Source organism: Neomoorella carbonis (assembly GCF_045278715.1).
GTDB lineage: Bacteria > Bacillota > DSM-521 > Neomoorellales > Neomoorellaceae > Neomoorella > Neomoorella carbonis.
The window spans coordinates 668,443-685,326 of record NZ_CP136420.1 but is presented as its reverse complement, the minus strand read 5'-3'; the positions used below and the strand labels follow the sequence as shown (position 1 = coordinate 685,326).

The window sequence follows — 16,884 nt, the reverse complement described above, 5'->3', positions numbered from 1 at the left end:
TTTTTGTTACGGAGGGTATTAACCATGGGTGAAATGATCAAAAGAAGGATTTTAAACATTTCCCTGCCGGTTACTTTGTATAAAGATCTCGAGGAGATGGCACGGGAAAAAGCCAAAACTAAGGCAGAATTCGCCCGCGAGGCCATAACCAGATATATAGAAAGCGAAAAGCGCTGGCAATATATTAGAAAATGGGGACAGGAATCAGCCCGGCAGCACCAACTTAAAGATGAAAACGATATTGAAGAAATAATCCACTCGATGCGGAAGGAAGGCCGAAATGATTAAGGTGGTCTGCGATACTAACGTTTATATTTCGGCCTTCCTTTTTGGCGGCAAGCCGGAAGAAATTATAGCCATGGCTAGAAACAATGAGATTGAATTATTGATTTCAGAATACATCCTTGCTGAAGTGAGCGGAGTTCTTAAAAGGAAATTTGGGTGGACCGATGAACAGATTAGCCTGACACTAGAAGAACTCCGAACTATTACCAGGCTGGTTACCCCTGGAACCAGGCTGGAGGTTATCCATGAAGATGAGGCAGATAATCGCTTTTTGGAATGTGCTATGGCAGGCGAAGCCAAATATATAATTACCGGCGATAGCCGCCATCTACGGCCACTTAAAGAATACAGGGGTATCTGTATACTGTCTCCAGCCGAATTTTTATTGGCACTACGTGAAACTACCAGTGATTGATGCCAGTTAATCTGTGCTGTTTGTTGCCGGTTACCCTGGCAACAACCCCTAAGGAGCGGCTACATCGAAAAGCTCGGTCCGTGGGGGCAGTATATGGTAATAAGATCAAAAAAGGCTGCCGACCGGTGTAAAGTCAGCAGCCTGTAATTTTACTCTCTTATCCTTCCTTAAATTATTCTCCCTTTTGCTCGAGTTTGCCCTTCTTTTCTTTCAACGCGGCTTGGGCGGCGGCGAGTCTCGCTACCGGCACCCGGAAGGGTGAGCAGCTGACGTAGTTGAGGCCGATCTGGTGGCAGAACTCCACCGAGCTGGGTTCGCCGCCGTGCTCGCCGCAGATACCGACTTCCAGCTTGGGATTGGTGCTGCGGCCTAATTCCACGGCCATCTTCATGAATTTGCCCACGCCGTCGCGGTCGAGGACGATGAAGGGATCTTCTTTCAGGATCTTTTCGTCCACATACTGGTGCAGGAACTTGCCTTCAGCGTCGTCACGGCTGAAGCCGAAGGTGGTCTGGGTCAGGTCGTTGGTGCCGAAGGAGAAGAACTCGGCTTCCCTGGCGATTTCATCGGCCGTGGCGCAGGCCCGCGGCATTTCGATCATGGTGCCGACTTTGTACTCGAAGTCGACGCCCGTCTCTTTCTTAACAGCCGCGGCCACTTCATCCACCAGCTCGTGGAGGCGCTTTAACTCGTTGACATGGATGACCAGGGGGATCTCCACTTCCGGCAGGACCTTGATCCCTTCTTTGACCAGCTGGGCGACGGCCTGGAAAATGGCCCGGGCCTGCATGGCGTAGATCTCCGGATAGGTAATACCTAACCGGCAGCCGCGGTGGCCCAGCATGGGGTTGAATTCGTGCCGCGCCCGCACCTCGCGCAGGAGGGCCTGCTTTTCTTCCAGCTCTTTGGGATCGCCGTTGGTCGCCTGCAGCCGGGTGACATCCACCAGCAGCTCTTCAATATTGGGCAGGAACTCATGCAGGGGCGGGTCGAGGAGGCGGATGGTCACCGGCAGGCCCTCCATGGCCTTTAAGATGCCGTAGAAGTCGCCCTGCTGCATGGGCAGGAGTTTGGCCAGGGCCGCTTCGCGTTCTTCTTTAGTTTTGGCCAGGATCATCTCCTGGACAACGGGCAAGCGGTCGACCTGCATGAACATGTGCTCGGTACGGCAGAGACCAACGCCCTCGGCGCCGAACTCCCGGGCCCTCCTGGCGTCTTCCGGCGTGTCGGCGTTGGCGCGGACTTTGAGCCGGCGGAAGGAATCGGCCCACTCCAGGATGGTTTCAAATTCACCGGTCAGCTGCGGGTCAATCAGGGGGACCTCACCCAGCATGACGTTGCCGGTGGAGCCATCTATGGAGATGATGTCGCCTTCTTTTACCACCAAGTCGCCGATAAAGAAGCGCTTGTTTTCCACGTCAATCTTAATGGCGTCGCAGCCGGTAACGGCCGGTTTGCCCATGCCCCGGGCCACCACGGCCGCGTGGCTGGTCATGCCGCCCCGGGCTGTGAGAACTCCCTGGGCCTGGACGATGCCGTGGATATCATCCGGAGTGGTTTCGGTACGCACCAGGATGACCTTCTGGCCGTCGAGGCCCATCTTTTCGGCTTCATCGGCGTCGAAGACCACCTGGCCAGAGGCGGCGCCGGGAGAAGCCGGCAGTCCTTTGGCCACCACTTCGAGTTTCGCCTTCGGATCGATGCGGCGGTGCATGAGCTGGCCTAATTGATCGGCGTCGACGCGGAGGACCGCTTCTTCTTTGGTAATCAGGCCTTCGTTCACCATATCGACGGCGATTTTAACGGCCGCGGCCGCCGTACGCTTACCGTTGCGGGTCTGGAGGATATAGAGCTTGCCTTTCTCAATGGTAAACTCGATATCCTGCATGTCGCGGTAGTGCTTCTCCAGAAGCTGGCAGATATCTTCAAACTGGCGGTAAACTTCCGGCATCTCTTCTTTCAGGGTGCTGATGGGTTTGGGAGTGCGGATGCCGGCCACCACGTCTTCACCCTGGGCGTTGATGAGATATTCGCCGTAGACGCCCTTCTCGCCGGTGGCCGGATTGCGGGTAAAGGCCACGCCGGTGCCGCTGGTGGAGCCCATGTTGCCGAAGACCATGGTCTGGATGTTGACAGCGGTGCCCAGGTCATCGGCAATTTTATTGATCTTGCGGTAGACGATGGCCCGCGGGTTGTTCCAGGAGTTGAAGACGGCGCGGATGGCCATGTAGAGCTGTTCCCGGGGGTCCTGGGGGAAGTCGCGGCCGCTGTGGCTCTTGACGACATCCTTGTACTCGGCAATAACCTCGCGCAAAGCTTCCGGGGTCAACTCGTTGTCAAATTTGACACCCAGGCGCTCTTTATGTTTTTCCAGGACAGCTTCAAAATTGTTATGTTCTATCCCTAAGACCACATTGCCAAACATCTGGATGAAGCGGCGGTAGCAGTCCAGGGCAAAGCGCTCGTCACCTGTCTGGGCGGCCAGGCCCTTGACCGACTCATCGTTTAAACCAAGGTTCAGGATGGTGTCCATCATGCCGGGCATGGATACGGGCGCCCCGGAACGAACGGAGACGAGCAGGGGATTCTCGGGGTCGCCGAGCTTTTTGCCGTTAATGGCCTCGAGGTCTTTAAGGCGGGCGGCAACTTCCTCCTCCAGGCCGGGCGGGAACTGCTGGCCCAGGCGGTTGTATTCATTGCAGGCCTCACAGGTGATGGTAATTCCCTGGGGTACGGGCAGGCCGATATTGGTCATCTCGGCGAGATTGGCGCCTTTACCGCCGAGGAGGCGCCGCATGTCGGCCCTACCCTCGCTGAACAGGTAGACATACTTTTTACTTGCCATAACCTTCCCTCCGATAATAGATTTGCAGTATTTTACCAGCCGTCTCTTCGACGGCCTTATTGGTAACATCAATCACCGGGCAGCCCAGCTGGTCCATGACTTTGCGGGCATAGGCCAGCTCCTGTTCAATACGACTCCGGGTGGCGTAGTCGGCCTGCCCTGGCAAACCAAGGGTTTTCAAGCGTTCCTGGCGAATCTGGTACAGTTTTTCGGCATCTATGGTCAGCCCTATTATCTTTTCCCCAGGCAGGGAAAGCAATTCTTCGGGCAGGGGCACCTCTGGTACCAGGGCGAGGTTGGCGGCCCGCAGGCGCTTGTGGGCCAGGTACATACACACCGGCGTCTTGGAAGTCCGGGAAACGCCGATCAATACCAGGTCGGCGTGGCAGAGACCCCGCGTATCCTTGCCGTTGTCATATTTAACGGCAAAATCGATGGCTTCCATCTTGCGGAAATAATCTTCATCCAGGCGGCGGATAAGCCCCGGCTCCAGCCGCGGCTGCACCCCCGTCGCTCGGGCAATGGCATCCATCAGGGGGCCGAGCAGGTCCACGGCCGTCAGACCCCGCTCTGCCGCCAGTTCCAGCAAACGCTTTTTCAATTCCGGCAGGACCAGGGTAAAGGCAATAATGCCCTGTTCCTGGGCCGCTTCGTTCATGACCTCTTCCAGGTGCTCGGCATCGGTCACATAGGGTACCCGGCGGATGTCCAGCTCGCCGCCGTCAAACTGGCTGGCCGCCGCCCGGGCCACATACTCGGCCGTTTCCCCCAAGGAGTCGGATATGACGTAGATAACGCCGATGGTAAACCCTCCTTTCCTAGCGGCCGCCTTCACCCAGTTCTACAAACAGCCTGGTAATGGTCGTCTTGGTCAGGCGGCCTATTACCTCTAATTTTTTCCCCTGCCCATCTACCGGGCGGACCACCGGCAGGGCATCGACCTCATGTTCAATTATTTTGCGGGCTGCTGTCAGGACGGTTTCTTCCGGCGTGGTGCAGATAATGTTGGGCATCCGCGTCATAACCACCGAAACCGGCATCTTTTGCAGGTCACCGCCGCCAATGGCGGCTTTCAGCAAGTCCTTGCGGGAGATGACCCCCTCCAGGTGACCTTCTTCGTCGACCACCATCAGCGTACCGACGTCTTCGATAAACATGTTTACTATGGCATCATAGACCGAGGCATTGGCCCTGATGACCCGCGGCAGCCCCTTGACGTCGCCCACTTTAATCTTTTTGATCTCTTCAGCCACCAGGGCCTGGGAAGGCTTGGTACTTAAAAAATAGCCTACCCGAGGACGGGCTTCCAGGATGCCGGACATGGTGAGGACGGCCAGGTCCGGGCGCAGGGCAGCGCGGGTCAGGTTTAACTCCTCGGCAATCTGCTGGCTGGTAATGGGCCCGGAACGTTTAACTATGGCCACTATCTGCTGTTGCCGCGGGGAAAGCTGCACCTTTTACCCCTCCTCCCGGCCCCCAGCCTGTATACTTTGTAATGTATACCACATGCCCGGTCATTTTCCTTCTTGCTTATCTAAAAATTTCTGCTAGGGTACCAGGCGGGAAAAGTCGGCCACCTGGAAGACAAGGTCCACTACCTCCTGAAGCAGGGCCAGGCGGTTGTTACGAACTTCTTTTTCCGGCGCCATGACCAGGACGCCGTCAAAGAAGGCGTCAATGGGTTCCCGCAGAGGGGTCATGGCCTTTAAAGCTTCCAGGTAATTGCCTGCCTTAAGCTTTGGTTCCGCCTGCTGCCGTACCTTTTCCAGGGCGCGGTAAAGCTCGATTTCCACTTTTTCTTTCAATGCATCCGGCTGCAGGACATACCTTTCCCCGGCCTGGCGGGCCAGGTTGAAGGCGCGGGTGAAGGCCGTCTGCAGGGCGGCAAAACCTTCTTCTTCCCGGAAGGCGTTTAAATCCCGGGCGCGGTGGAAGACGTCGGCCAGGTCGTCGCTGCCGGCGGCCAGGCAGGCCTGGATGACATCAAAACGAATGCCCTTTTCGGCCAGGAGATGCTCCAGCCGCTGGCGGCAGAACCCGGCCAGCTGCTCCCGGACGGTGGTTAAATCCTGGGCCAGCCGGATGCCGCCCTCCGTATAGCCTTCATAGGCGGCGGCAATTACCCCGGCCAGGGAAAATTGCAAATCGAGCTCCACGGCCATGGTTACCAGACCTGCGGCCTGGCGGCGCAGGGCGTAGGGATCCTGGGAGCCGGTAGGAATCAACCCGGCGCCGAAACAGCCCACCAGGGTGTCCAGCCGGTCGGCCAGACCCACGACCATACCCGTCAGGGAATCGGGCAGGCGGTCGCCGGCAAAACGCGGCCAGTAGTGCTGGCGGATGCCCTGACAGACTTCGGGGGCCTCGCCGTCGTGGGCGGCGTAATAGGAGCCCATTATCCCCTGGAGCTCGGGAAATTCATAAACCATGGCAGTTACCAGGTCGGCCTTGGCCAGCTCCGCCGTGCGCTCGACAGTCGGGACCAGCTCACCCGGCAGGTCCAAAGCCTGGACCAGCATCCGGCTCAATCGCATGATGCGCCGGGTCTTGGCCAGCATGGTCCCCAGGCTTTCCTGGAAAACAATCTCTTCCAGTTTGTTCACCCTGTCTGCAAGAGGAATTTTCCGGTCTTCCCGGTAAAAGAAAGCGGCGTCGGCGAGCCTTGCTGCTAGCACCCTTTCATTGCCGCGGCTGATGGTATCCAGGTGGGCGGCCGTACCATTGTGGACGGTAATAAACAGGGGAAGGAGCTCGCCCCGGTCATTCCACACGGGGAAATAGCGCTGGTGGTCGCGCATGGGGGTAATGACTACTTCCCTGGGGAGCTTCAGGTATTCCGGGTTAAAACGGCCGGCCAGGGCGGTGGGGTACTCGAGCAGGTAATTGATCTCTTCCAGTAAATCGGGGTCTTCCTCCACCCGACCTCCTTCCCGGGCGGCAAGTTGTGTAACCTGCTCCCAGATGAGCCGCCGACGGCGGTGCTGGTCGGCCAGAACGTAGTTCTTCTCCAGGACCTGGAGGTAGGCGGAAGCCGCCGGTACTTCATGGGGACCGGGGGCCAGGAAACGGTGACCGTAGGTTACGCGGCCCGAAGGGAGGCCAGCCACTTCCAGGGGAACGACTTCCTCCCCGAAGAGGGCCAGGACCCAGCGAATGGGGCGGGCGAAACGCATGTCAAGGGATCCCCAGCGCATGGGCTTGGGAAAACTTAAACCATTGACGACAGCCAGGAGCAGGTCCGGCAGGACCTCCAGGGCCGGCCGCCCGGCTTCTTTCTTGACGGCAAAGACGTACTCCCCGCCGTTGATGCAGCGGGTGACCAGTTCCTCTACACCTACGCCGTTGTTCCTGGCAAATCCCAGGGCGGCCTTCGTGGGCTGGCCGTCGGCAGTAAAGGCTACCTTTACCGGTGGTCCCTTAATCTCCTGTACCCGTTCCTCCTGCTCTTCGGCCAGGCCGCTTATGTAAAGGGCCAGCCGCCGGGGGGTGCCGTAGGTTGTCACCTGCTGGTATTTTAAGCGGTATTCCTCTAAAAGCTGCCCGGCAAGGGCTGCCATTTGTTCTAATGCCCCGGGCATAAAGCGGGCAGGAATCTCTTCGGTACCTATTTCAAATACAAGATCGCGGGCCACGGGCTATCCCTCCTTGACATCGTAGGCGTCTTTGCGGTCCTGGCCGGATACTGCAGCTGCAGGGGAAGGGGTTAGCAGGGGATAGCCCAGTTTTTGCCGCTGCTCTAGATAAGCGGCGGCGCACAGGCGGGCCAGATGGCGTATCCTGCCGATGTAGGCCGTCCGCTCGGTTACGCTGATGGCTCCCCTGGCATCCAGGAGGTTAAAAGTATGGGAACACTTGAGGACATAGTCGTAGGCCGGCTGGACCAGGCCCTGTTCTACTACCCGCCTGGCCTCAGCCTCGTAGGCATTGAAAAGGGCGGCAAGCATGCTGGTATCGGCAGCATTAAAGTTGTAGTGGGAGTAGTCAACCTCTGTCTGGTGGTGGATGTCACCGTAGGTGATACCGTCTACCCATTCAATGTCATAGACGCTGTTCACCTGCTGGATGTACATGGCCAGCCGTTCCAGGCCGTAGGTAATCTCGGCGCTCACCGGCCGGCAGTCAAACCCGCCGCACTGCTGGAAGTAGGTGAACTGGGTGATCTCCATGCCGTCCAGCCACACTTCCCACCCCAGGCCCCAGGCGCCGAGGGTAGGGGATTCCCAGTTATCCTCGACAAAGCGGATGTCATGCTCGTGGGGATTGATGCCGATGGCTTCCAGGCTCTTTAAGTATAAATCCTGGACATTGTCGGGGGAAGGCTTTAAGATGACCTGGTACTGGTAGTAGTGCTGAAGGCGGTTGGGGTTTTCACCGTAGCGGCCGTCGGTTGGTCGGCGGGAGGGTTCGACATAGGCTACCCGCCAGGGCTCCGGTCCCAGCACCCGTAAAAAAGTCGCCGGGTGCATGGTTCCGGCTCCTTTTTCCAGGTCGTAGGGCTGCTGGATGACACAGCCCTGGGCCGCCCAGTACTGCTGCAGGGTCATGATGAGTTCCTGGAAATTCAAGTGCAATTACTCCCCTCTACAAAAGAAGCTCCCGCCCTGCCAGGGACGGGAGCTAACTTTTCGTGGCAACACAGCGGCCGGCCCCTGGCCAGCCTTACAAGACAATAATTTAGCAAAACAACCTCTACTTGTCAACTTGGTTTTCCACATCCAGGGTATGTTCTTCCACCCTGCCGTCGGGACGCTCTATTTCCAGGGTATAGCGGTTAAAGAGGGCCGCCACCGTACTCAAGCCGGCCAGGATGGCCAGCTCGCTGCTGGCCAGGATACCCAAGATTCCCATGGCGCCGACGGTTGCCGGTATTTCGGCCACGGTTTTGCCATCCTTTTTTACTTTAATCCGCGTCACATTGCCACGGCGCAGGATGCTGCGGATACGCTCCATGAGTTTTTCGCTCCAGCCGGCCAGCTCCTTTTGAAAGCCTTCCTTGGCGCTTTCTTCATACTGGATGAGGGCCTCCAGGACATCACCGCCGGCCCGCTCCAGGGCCTCCCTGGCTTCCCGGTAACTTATTCCCAAGCGCTCGCGCAGCTGGTCGATCTTTTCCAGTTCCGTCATCTTCATTGCCCCCCTATTTCATTAATCAAAGTACGGGATTTGAGTTTCCTGTCTAAATAGTATTCCAAAAAGGCGGGCATAATTTCCTCCAGCTCCCTGGCCAGGTAAGGGCTAATCTGCATCCGCTGGAGATGCCGCCAGTTCATATGATTTAACTGTTGCCAGATCTTTATACTACCCGGCATTACCTGGTACTCCGGGCCCTCCCGCCCGCGGCATTGCAGGCAAATGGTACCGCCGGCCGCCGGGGCTACGGTTACCCGCCCCTCAGTCTTTAAAGCCCCCCCGCAGGAAGCGCAGCGGTCCAGACGCGGCTCCAGGCCCAGGATTTTTAGCGTCCGGGCTTCAAAGGCGCGGGCCACCAGGGCCGGCGGCACTACGGCCAGCATCTCCAGTCCCTGCTTCAAAAGGTTGTACATGGCGGGGTTCACCTGGCCGGGCATGACGACGCTGTCGGCTATCTCTACCAGGTAGCAGGCATAGGCCAGGCGTCTCAGGTCCTGGCGTAGAGGGGCGAAGATCGACTGCACCTCACACTGGGTGACGGTGGCCAGGCTTTTGCCGGCGTAAAATAAAAAGCGGGACCGGCAGAGCTGCTGGGTACCGCTGCGCAGGCTGCTTTTGGGTTTACGCACTCCTTTGACGATGGCGTCTATCTTGCCGTGGCTGGGGGTCAGAATTGTCAGCAGCTGGTCCGTTTCCTGGTAGTCTTTGCTTTTCAGGACTATACCTTCGGCCCGGAAATAACCCGCCACCTTTATCCCTCTCTCTGCTACAGCATCCTTTCCCGCTGCCAATCGCCGGCAGCGACCTGCTGTTCTGTTAATGAAGTTAACTTCTCGGGGTATAAAATACCGCGGTAGAGAAGGTAGGCTTCGATGCTGCCCGTCAGGGTAAAAAGGTGCCACCAGGCGTCTTTTGTTTGCATAGGTGTCATCCTTTCCGGGTTTAGCCACTGGTCAGGTAATAAATAGACTGGCTCAAAAGCAAAACCTTATACCAGGTTTCTACTGGATGAGCCGGCGGTCATAACCCAGCTGCCTTAGGGCCAGTTCCTGCTGGCGCCAGTTTTTCTTTACCCGCACCCTTAAGTTTAAAAAAATTTTGCTGCCCAGCAGGGCTTCCATTTCCCGGCGGGCCCCGGTGCCAATCTCTTTCAGCCGCTGCCCTCCCTGGCCAATGATAATACCCTTCTGGGAATCCCTTTCCACGTAGATCACGGCGTCGACGTAGAGGTAGTCGTTGGGGCGCTCGGCTATTTCCTCCACCACCACGGCCACCGCATGGGGAACTTCTTCCCGGGTCACCCGGAGGACCTGTTCCCGGATGAGCTCGGCCATGACAAATTTTTCCGGCTGGTCGGTTACCATATCCGGAGGGTAATACTGGGGTCCCGGTGGCAGGAAAGAACTTATTATCTCCGGCAGGGTAGCTACGTTGGTACCTGCCAGGGCCGACACTGCCTGGACGGCTTTAAAATCCAGGCGGGCCCGGAAAAAGTCCTCCCGCTGCTGCAGGGTGGCGGCGTCCACCAGGTCAATTTTATTGAGAATCAGGATTACGGGGGTAGCCACCCCTTTTAATTGCTCAATGATATATTCCTCACCGGCCCCGGGGGCGACGGCAGCGTCAACCACGTAAAGGATGACATCGACTTCGGCCAGGGTGTTCCGGGCCACGGCTACCATATACTCACCCAGCTGGTGCTGGGGCTTATGGATACCGGGGGTATCTAAAAAAACGATCTGGTAATTGCCTGTCGTCAGCACCCCTAAAATCTTATTGCGCGTCGTCTGGGGCTTATCGGACATGATGGCAATTTTCCGGCCCACCAGCTGGTTTAAAAGGGTCGATTTACCGGCATTGGGCCGGCCGATAAGCCCGGCAAATCCGGAAACGTACTCCGCGGCCAAGGAACAGGCACCTCATTTCAAGGTAAAGGTATCCGGTAACAGTTCCCTTAAAAAGCGGCGGTGAACGGGGCCACCGGGCTGGCCGGTGATGATTTCCAGGCCGGGAGCAAATTCGGCCAGGACCTGGCGGCAGGCGCCGCAGGGAAAACAGGCTGCGAGATCCCCGCCGACTACGGCCAGGGCGGTAAACTCCCGCTCACCGGCAGCCACGGCCTGGAACAGGGCCACCCGCTCGGCGCAGATGGTCAAACTGTAGGAGGCATTTTCGATATTGCAGCCGGTATAGACCTTACCCGTAGCTGTGCGGAGGGCCGCGCCCACCTTAAAGCGAGAGTAAGGGGCGTAGGCTTTCTCTTTCGCCCCGGCCGCCGCTGCGATTAGTTCTTCGGGATTGCAGGCCACTGCAGGTACCTCCCCGATCTAATTTTACCATTCAGTTAAGCTGGCGGTCAATTTTAACGCCCCCTGGCCCCGTCCTCTACCCCTGGGATATAATATTGGCGGGGGTGTTTTTTCCATGCCTGTGGAACGAAGTTATCCTCCCCACCCTATTGTGGGAGTAGGGGCGGTGGTCATTAAGGAGGGCAACATCCTGCTGGTCCGCCGGGGGACGCCGCCGGCGGCAGGTTTATGGAGTCTGCCCGGCGGCGCCCAGGAAACAGGGGAAACGGCCCGGGAGGCTGTGGAACGCGAAGTTTTTGAAGAGTGCGGCATCAAGGTGGCTGCCGGGCCGCCCATAGCCGTCCTGGACAGCATCCATACCGATGGCAGCGGCCGCATTAAATACCACTACGTCCTGATTGATTTCTGGGCGGAATACCGGGGTGGGAGCTTATGCCCGGCCACCGATGCTGCTGCCGCCAGCTGGGTACCCCTGCGCGAAGTAGCTGCTTATCCCCTCACCAGGGGGTTAAAGGAACTCCTGGCTGCCTGGAATCTACTTGATGGTACCCCGCCGGCCGGAATCCTCTACCGCACCATCCACCACCAGGCTTTTTAAAATGTGCTCGCCCGGGTAAGCCGCCTAGAAGCCCAGGCGCGGGCCAAAAATGATGTACGCCACGGCTACCGCCCCCAGGGCAGTAATTAAAACGGCCCCGGCGGCGACGTCCTTGGCGATGCGCGCCAGGGGATGGTATTTACTCGTATAAAGGTTTACGGTCACTTCTACCGCTGTATTGAAGGTCTCCGCAGCCAGGACCATGGTGATGGCTATGGTCAGGGCCGCCCATTCCCAGGGCTGCACGTGGAAATACCAGCCGGCGCCGATGACGGCCATCATAGCTGCCAGGTGAATGGCCATATTAACCTGGGTCCGCAGGCAGTAGACAATCCCGGCCAGGGCGGCCCGGAATTTGGCCGGCATTACCGCTTCAGCCCCACCCGGGTCAGTATATCTTCCTGGCGCGCCTCCATCCTGGCGGCTGCATCTTCCGTGCCGTGGTCATAACCGAGGAGGTGCAGGAAACCGTGCACGGTGAGAAAAGCCAGTTCCCTGGCCAGGGAGTGGCCGTAGTTTTGCGCCTGGCGGACAGCCGTTGGTACCGAAACAACGATATCCCCCAGGAGCCTGTCCACCCGCGGGTCGAAATAAGCAGGTTCCCCGGGACTTGTTTCTTCCAAAGCAAAGGAGAGGACGTCGGTAGGGGCATCAACACCCCGGTAGGTCCGGTTGAGGTCCTGGATGGCAGCGTCATCGACCAGGGTCAGGCCCACTTCGGCTCCCGGGTCCACTCCCTCCACAGCAGCGGCCTCCTGGAGAACCTTTTCCAGTAAGGATATTAGTTCCTCCCCCAGGGGGTAATCATCCTGCTGATTGTTTATGGAGCACTCCATTGCGATTTTTTCTCCTTTCCATTTCCCTGAGAACCACTTCCGGGTATTCCACCCGGGTGTGAAAGATGCCGTTTAAGACGCGCATAAAGGCCTCGGCGATAACAGCCAGTTCCCGAAACGTTAAATCACTGGCCTCCAGCTGGCCGTCGTCCAGCTTTTCCCGGATAATCTTGCGCACAAAACCCTCCATGCGGCCGGGTGTGGGCCTGGGCAGGGAGCGGATGCCGGCTTCGACGCTGTCGGCCAGCATGACTATGGCGGCTTCTTTGCTCCGGGGGATCGGCCCTTCATAGCGAAAGTCGTTTTCATTGACACTGTCGCCCCGGCTGCTTTCCCGGGCTTTGTGGTAGAAATAGGTCATCAAGCTGGCGCCGTGATGCTGGGCAATAATATCCTGGATAACCCGGGGCAGGCGATACTCCCGCGCCATTTCCAGGCCGTCTTTGACATGGCAGGAAATGATGAGGGTACTTAAAGTCGGGGCCAGCCGGTCATGGGGGTTCTCGGCCGTCACCTGGTTTTCAATGAAAAAGTAGGGCCGCTTCAGCTTCCCGATATCATGGTAATAGGCTCCTACCCGGGCCAGGAGGGAATCGGCCCCCACGGCATCGGCCGCCGCCTCGGCCAGGTTCCCCACCAGGATGCTGTGGTGGTAAGTGCCCGGAGCTTCCAGGAGCAGGCGCTTTAATAAGGGATGATTGGGATTGGAAAGCTCCAGGAGCTTCACCGCCGTGGTGATGCCGAAGCTGTTTTCCAGAAAGGGCAGGAAGCCGATGGTTAAGACCGTTGAAAGCAGGCCGTTGGCCAGGGCCAGGGCCGCGGCGATGCTCAGCTGGGACAGGGTATGATTCATCATCAGCTCCAGGGCGACGACGCTAAACAGGCCGGCCAGCATCAAAAAGAGGCTGGAACGGGCGAGATCGGAACGCTGGCTTAAATGGGTGACACAGTAAATACCCACCAGGCCGCTGACGACGCCCATGGCTGTAAACTGGTAGTAGATACCGCCGATGATCCCTGCCTGCAGGGCCAGGAAGATGGTAAAAATAACGGCCACCTGGGCATCGATGAGGATGGCCACCAGCATGGAACCGGCGGCTACCGGCATAAGATATCCCACCAGGCGGGTAAATTCTGCCCGGCCACCCAGGCTGATGGCGGCCACACCCCGGGAAAAGATAAGGAAAATCAACCATAAAAGCCCGAGCAAGAGCAGCAGCTGGTTGCTGTTATAAATATCCGGCTTAAAAAAGCGTAAATACAGGAGCAACAGGGCTACCAGGAGGGCCTGGAAAAAAATAAGGCCCAGTAAAGCTCCCCACGAAGCCCCGGAACGCAGGAGGCCCAGCTTCTGCAGGGCTTCGATATCTTCCGCCGTCACCAGTTCTCCATCGCTGACGATTTTTTCATTCTGACGGATGGTTACCTGGACCGGGCTCACCTCGGCGGCAGCCTTCTCCCGCTTCTGCAAGGTGGCGGCAACGTCATAGATGAGATTGGGTTTTAATTCCAGGTTCTGGATAATGGCTGCCACGGCAGGTTTATACCTGGCTTCTATTCCCGCCGTCTCAACGGCAGCCAGCATCTTGTCCCGGGCGGTACTCACGGCATCCTGGGGTACGGCCTCATTCATTACCTGGCTGACAATATTCTTGGTCATGCCGGCCAGGTTATTGAGGGTAGCGGCATCGGCTGCCGCCAGGGCCTGGAGGGTGGGAGCAGTCAATTTTAACTGGCTCAACCGGTTCTTTAAACGTGCCACCCGTTCGCTGCTGTCACCGGTACTATTGTTAATCTCCTTTATTTCCTGGAAAATATTATCTACCTGACCGGTCAAAGCAGTTACTACCGAACTGTCCACCCGGTAAACGGGAGTTACCTGCCGGGCCGCTTCTTCCCTGGCCTTTTGGGTTAAAACCTCACTTTCATAAACAATGCCCTGGGGTGCCTTGAAATCCTGGGGGCTGGGCTGCCCCACCTTTAAATCCAGCTTTTGCGGCAGGTAATCCAGGGCCATAATGGCAACGGCAACGGCAAACAGGGCCATCCCCCAGATGACCCTGGTTCGTAAAAATTTAGGACCAAGCCGGGCCAGCAGCGGGTGCATTAACCCTTTTAGCCGCTGCCATGGCACATCCGGTCACTCCTCTCATAGGCCTTGATGATCTCCTGGACGAGGGGATGGCGGACAACGTCAGCCTCGGTCAGATACTCAATGGCAATACCCTCAATCCCCCTCAAGATCCGCTGGGCTTCTACCAGGCCGGAAGTCGTATCCCGGGGCAGGTCCACCTGGGTAACGTCGCCGGTAATGACGGCCCGGGAGCCAAAACCGATACGGGTGAGGAACATCTTCATCTGTTCGGAAGTAGTGTTCTGGGCTTCATCCAGGATAATGAAGGCGTCATCCAGGGTACGCCCCCGCATATAGGCCAGGGGCGCTACTTCTATAATATTTTTTTCCATATACTTTTGTGCCGTTTCCATACCTAAAATATCATAAAGGCCGTCATAAAGGGGCCGGAGATAGGGGTTAACCTTTTCCTGCAGGTCGCCGGGCAGGAAGCCCAGCTTTTCCCCGGCCTCAACCGCCGGCCGGGCGAGTATTATCCGTTCCACACTGCGGGACCGGAGGGCATTGACGGCCATAACTACGGCCAGGTAGGTTTTCCCGGTGCCGGCCGGACCAATGCCAAAGACGATATCGTAACGGCGCATGGCCTGGACATAGCGGAGCTGCCCCAGGGTTTTCGGGCGAATCTGTTTGCCCCGGGGAGTAACGTAAAGCACCTCCCCCAGGGCCTGGGCCAGGTCGGTCTGGCCCGCCATGCCATCCTGGCGCCGGACCAGGTTCCAGGTGTAGTTAATGGTTGCTGTATTAATGGTCATACCGGAACGGGCCAGTTTAATTAACTGCCGGAATAGTCTTTCCAGTTCCTCCACTTCCTGGCGCGTCCCGCTTAAAGTCAGCTCATTCCCCCGGGCTACGATGCGGGCTGAGGTATGGCTCTCAATAAATTTCAGGTTCTCATCCTGGTGACCAAAAAGATTGACAGCCTCGCCGTTGCTGCCAACTGTCAGCCGGGTTTCGTAATTGTTGGTCAAGGCTTTATCCATCAGCTCCTTTATAATCTTAATCGTTTTATTTTAGCATATACATCAGCCAGCGTAAAGGCTACTGCCTTGCTTGCCTTTTAACTGCTGCCGCTAAGGGGAACAACCTGGCCGATGTCCTCTTCCGTTTCCACCCAGGCCCGGACACGCACTACTTCATCTTCGGGTTTGCTTAAGGGAACTATCTTCTGCCCCGTAATGCTGGCTCCAGGTGGTAATTTTTCCTTGAGTTCCGCCAGGGTCTGCTCGCCGGCAGCCCTTACTGCTTCTTCATAAGCAAGCTGCCGGTACCGGACCTGGACTTCATAATAGGTCGTAATAATGAGTTCGACGGGCAGGATAAAATTCCTCCAGGATGGCAAAACCATAACTTTATTTTCCTGGCGGTAATTGGTATAGGAAGGCCGTTCCGGTCCTTTCAAGATATAGCGGCGGCCGGGCACCTGCACCATTATCGTCGTCTGCTGCCGGCCGGTTGGCACTTCCTGGACCTGCCGGCGATTGATCTCTTTTTCCCCTTCATACCAGACCCGGGCCCGCACAATACCCCGCGCGCGGACGAGGCGAGGTGGGGAGAGGGGCTGCTCAGGAGAACCTGCCTCGCCCGGCTTTTTTTCCGGCTGGGAAGGCAAAACGAGGCCTGAAATCAATATTTGTCCTTGCCGGACCGTATCACCGGCCTTTACCCTGCCCTCACCATTGATGACCAGGATATCCTTTATTACCCCGTCTTTGGCGGCAATAATACTGGCCGGCCGGTCAGAGGCTTCCTCACCGGGAAGGGCTGCCTTCTCTACCACGGTGATCTCGGCTCTGGTACCCTGGAAGCGGATACCTACCCAGGCTACCTGGGGCATACGGCGCTCCAGGGCGTGCTCCAGGGCGCGGATATCGAGAGCGCTTTTCCTGGCCCCGGGCTTTAAGCCTTCCGCCCTAGCCGCGGCCATGACCTGGGCCGGCGTTACCCGACGTAACGGCCCGTTTCCCGGCCTGACTTCCACCACCCAGATAAAAGTGGACAGGAGGTAGATGGCCAGTAAAAAGAAAATACTGCCCAGGAGCAGTACCTGCCGCCCCCGCAGGCGGCGGCTGAAAAAGGGCCAGCCCCGCTTGTCCACAATACGGACCCGGCAACGGCTCTGCCGGGCCAGGGGGCGCAGGGCGCGGTATTCGCCGGCCTTCACTTTTGCCTGGATGCTGCCGTTCCTGTTAATGGTAATATCCCAAAAGCAGATATTCCTGGCCAGGGCCAGATTGAGAAAGCCTTCCGGGTCGTCACCGCTGATGGTAAGTACCAGATAGCCCTCCAGGTAAGTCAGCCAGCTGCGCCAGGCCACCGGTTTCTTCCTCCC

General features: G+C 57.6%; 18 protein-coding genes. 3 read left to right on the top strand and 15 right to left on the bottom strand.

All coding sequences use genetic code 11. The features are described 5' to 3' along the window. Positions 1 to 24: 24 nt before the first annotated feature. Together MCACP_RS03400 and MCACP_RS03395 are read left to right on the top strand one after the other, a co-directional pair. Entirely contained in the window at positions 25 to 288 is a 264-nt protein-coding gene (locus MCACP_RS03400; RefSeq protein ID WP_406677986.1) for a hypothetical protein, read from the top strand. Further along, positions 281 to 700 carry a putative toxin-antitoxin system toxin component, PIN family gene (locus tag MCACP_RS03395; protein WP_406677985.1) on the top strand — a complete coding sequence of 140 codons (420 nt, stop codon included), beginning with the start codon at positions 281 to 283 and terminating at the stop codon, positions 698 to 700. Before MCACP_RS03400 ends, MCACP_RS03395 begins: the two co-directional genes overlap by 8 nt. 172 nt (positions 701 to 872) lie before the next feature. Here MCACP_RS03395 and ppdK read toward each other — a convergent pair whose 3' ends face one another. The 10 genes from ppdK to MCACP_RS03345 form a co-directional block, all read right to left on the bottom strand. After that, a complete protein-coding gene (gene ppdK / locus MCACP_RS03390) occupies positions 873 to 3,545 on the bottom strand; it encodes a pyruvate, phosphate dikinase (RefSeq protein ID WP_406677984.1) in 2,673 nt (890 codons plus the stop codon). Next, a complete protein-coding gene (locus tag MCACP_RS03385; RefSeq protein ID WP_406677983.1) occupies positions 3,535 to 4,380 on the bottom strand; it encodes a pyruvate, water dikinase regulatory protein in 846 nt (281 codons plus the stop codon). The genes ppdK and MCACP_RS03385 overlap by 11 nt, the downstream gene beginning before the upstream one ends. Further along, positions 4,364 to 4,999 carry a helix-turn-helix transcriptional regulator gene (locus MCACP_RS03380; RefSeq protein WP_141265496.1) on the bottom strand — a complete coding sequence of 212 codons (636 nt, stop codon included), beginning with the start codon at positions 4,997 to 4,999 and terminating at the stop codon, positions 4,364 to 4,366. The genes MCACP_RS03385 and MCACP_RS03380 overlap by 17 nt, the downstream gene beginning before the upstream one ends. 93 nt (positions 5,000 to 5,092) lie before the next feature. Continuing rightward, entirely contained in the window at positions 5,093 to 7,177 is a 2,085-nt protein-coding gene (gene glyS / locus MCACP_RS03375; protein WP_406677982.1) for a glycine--tRNA ligase subunit beta, read from the bottom strand. Between the two features lie 3 nt (positions 7,178 to 7,180). Beyond that, on the bottom strand, positions 7,181 to 8,110 hold the full coding sequence (gene glyQ / locus MCACP_RS03370) for a glycine--tRNA ligase subunit alpha (protein ID WP_406677981.1): 930 nt from the start codon (positions 8,108 to 8,110) through the stop codon (positions 7,181 to 7,183). Positions 8,111 to 8,234: 124 nt separating this feature from the next. Next, positions 8,235 to 8,669 carry a DUF4342 domain-containing protein gene (locus MCACP_RS03365; protein ID WP_406677980.1) on the bottom strand — a complete coding sequence of 145 codons (435 nt, stop codon included), beginning with the start codon at positions 8,667 to 8,669 and terminating at the stop codon, positions 8,235 to 8,237. 2 nt (positions 8,670 to 8,671) lie between these two features. Then, positions 8,672 to 9,424: a DNA repair protein RecO gene (gene recO / locus MCACP_RS03360; protein ID WP_406677979.1), complete on the bottom strand. Its 753-nt coding sequence runs from the start codon at positions 9,422 to 9,424 to the stop codon at positions 8,672 to 8,674. A gap of 17 nt (positions 9,425 to 9,441) precedes the next feature. Continuing rightward, on the bottom strand, positions 9,442 to 9,597 hold the full coding sequence (locus MCACP_RS03355) for a hypothetical protein (RefSeq protein ID WP_406677978.1): 156 nt from the start codon (positions 9,595 to 9,597) through the stop codon (positions 9,442 to 9,444). A gap of 79 nt (positions 9,598 to 9,676) precedes the next feature. Next, a complete protein-coding gene (gene era / locus MCACP_RS03350; protein ID WP_406677977.1) occupies positions 9,677 to 10,582 on the bottom strand; it encodes a GTPase Era in 906 nt (301 codons plus the stop codon). Positions 10,583 to 10,594: 12 nt separating this feature from the next. After that, the gene (locus tag MCACP_RS03345; RefSeq protein WP_406677976.1) at positions 10,595 to 10,984 is read right to left on the bottom strand and encodes a cytidine deaminase; all 390 of its coding nucleotides are present in this window, start codon (positions 10,982 to 10,984) and stop codon (positions 10,595 to 10,597) included. Between the two features lie 115 nt (positions 10,985 to 11,099). Here MCACP_RS03345 and MCACP_RS03340 point away from each other — a divergent pair, with 115 nt between their 5' ends. After that, entirely contained in the window at positions 11,100 to 11,582 is a 483-nt protein-coding gene (locus MCACP_RS03340; protein WP_406677975.1) for an NUDIX hydrolase, read from the top strand. Positions 11,583 to 11,606: 24 nt separating this feature from the next. On the opposite strand, the gene MCACP_RS03335 is transcribed toward MCACP_RS03340, so the two are convergent. The 5 genes from MCACP_RS03335 to yqfD all read right to left on the bottom strand — a co-directional run bounded on the left by MCACP_RS03335 (position 11,607) and on the right by yqfD (position 16,869). Continuing rightward, positions 11,607 to 11,948 carry a diacylglycerol kinase family protein gene (locus MCACP_RS03335; RefSeq protein ID WP_406677974.1) on the bottom strand — a complete coding sequence of 114 codons (342 nt, stop codon included), beginning with the start codon at positions 11,946 to 11,948 and terminating at the stop codon, positions 11,607 to 11,609. After that, positions 11,948 to 12,418, bottom strand: a complete 471-nt coding sequence (gene ybeY / locus MCACP_RS03330; RefSeq protein ID WP_406677973.1) for an rRNA maturation RNase YbeY — start codon at positions 12,416 to 12,418, stop codon at positions 11,948 to 11,950. The genes MCACP_RS03335 and ybeY overlap by 1 nt, the downstream gene beginning before the upstream one ends. Continuing rightward, positions 12,387 to 14,552 (bottom strand): HD family phosphohydrolase, encoded by a 2,166-nt coding sequence (locus MCACP_RS03325; RefSeq protein ID WP_406677972.1) that lies wholly within the window; start codon positions 14,550 to 14,552, stop codon positions 12,387 to 12,389. The genes ybeY and MCACP_RS03325 overlap by 32 nt, the downstream gene beginning before the upstream one ends. Beyond that, a complete protein-coding gene (locus MCACP_RS03320; protein WP_406677971.1) occupies positions 14,534 to 15,535 on the bottom strand; it encodes a PhoH family protein in 1,002 nt (333 codons plus the stop codon). Before MCACP_RS03320 ends, MCACP_RS03325 begins: the two co-directional genes overlap by 19 nt. A gap of 77 nt (positions 15,536 to 15,612) precedes the next feature. Then, on the bottom strand, positions 15,613 to 16,869 hold the full coding sequence (yqfD, locus tag MCACP_RS03315) for a sporulation protein YqfD (protein WP_406677970.1): 1,257 nt from the start codon (positions 16,867 to 16,869) through the stop codon (positions 15,613 to 15,615). Positions 16,870 to 16,884 lie beyond the last annotated feature (15 nt).

Excerpts from the sequence above, each read along its gene's own strand:
- ppdK (WP_406677984.1), bottom strand. The coding sequence starts at position 3,545 with ATGGCAAGTAAAAAGTATGTCTACCTGTTCAGCGAGGGTAGGGCCGAC.
- MCACP_RS03340 (WP_406677975.1), top strand. The coding sequence starts at position 11,100 with ATGCCTGTGGAACGAAGTTATCCTCCCCACCCTATTGTGGGAGTAGGG.
- MCACP_RS03400 (WP_406677986.1), top strand. The coding sequence starts at position 25 with ATGGGTGAAATGATCAAAAGAAGGATTTTAAACATTTCCCTGCCGGTT.
- MCACP_RS03320 (WP_406677971.1), bottom strand. The coding sequence starts at position 15,535 with ATGGATAAAGCCTTGACCAACAATTACGAAACCCGGCTGACAGTTGGC.
- MCACP_RS03335 (WP_406677974.1), bottom strand. The coding sequence starts at position 11,948 with ATGCCGGCCAAATTCCGGGCCGCCCTGGCCGGGATTGTCTACTGCCTG.
- MCACP_RS03355 (WP_406677978.1), bottom strand. The coding sequence starts at position 9,597 with ATGCAAACAAAAGACGCCTGGTGGCACCTTTTTACCCTGACGGGCAGC.
- MCACP_RS03395 (WP_406677985.1), top strand. The coding sequence starts at position 281 with ATGATTAAGGTGGTCTGCGATACTAACGTTTATATTTCGGCCTTCCTT.
- MCACP_RS03365 (WP_406677980.1), bottom strand. The coding sequence starts at position 8,669 with ATGACGGAACTGGAAAAGATCGACCAGCTGCGCGAGCGCTTGGGAATA.
- ybeY (WP_406677973.1), bottom strand. The coding sequence starts at position 12,418 with ATGGAGTGCTCCATAAACAATCAGCAGGATGATTACCCCCTGGGGGAG.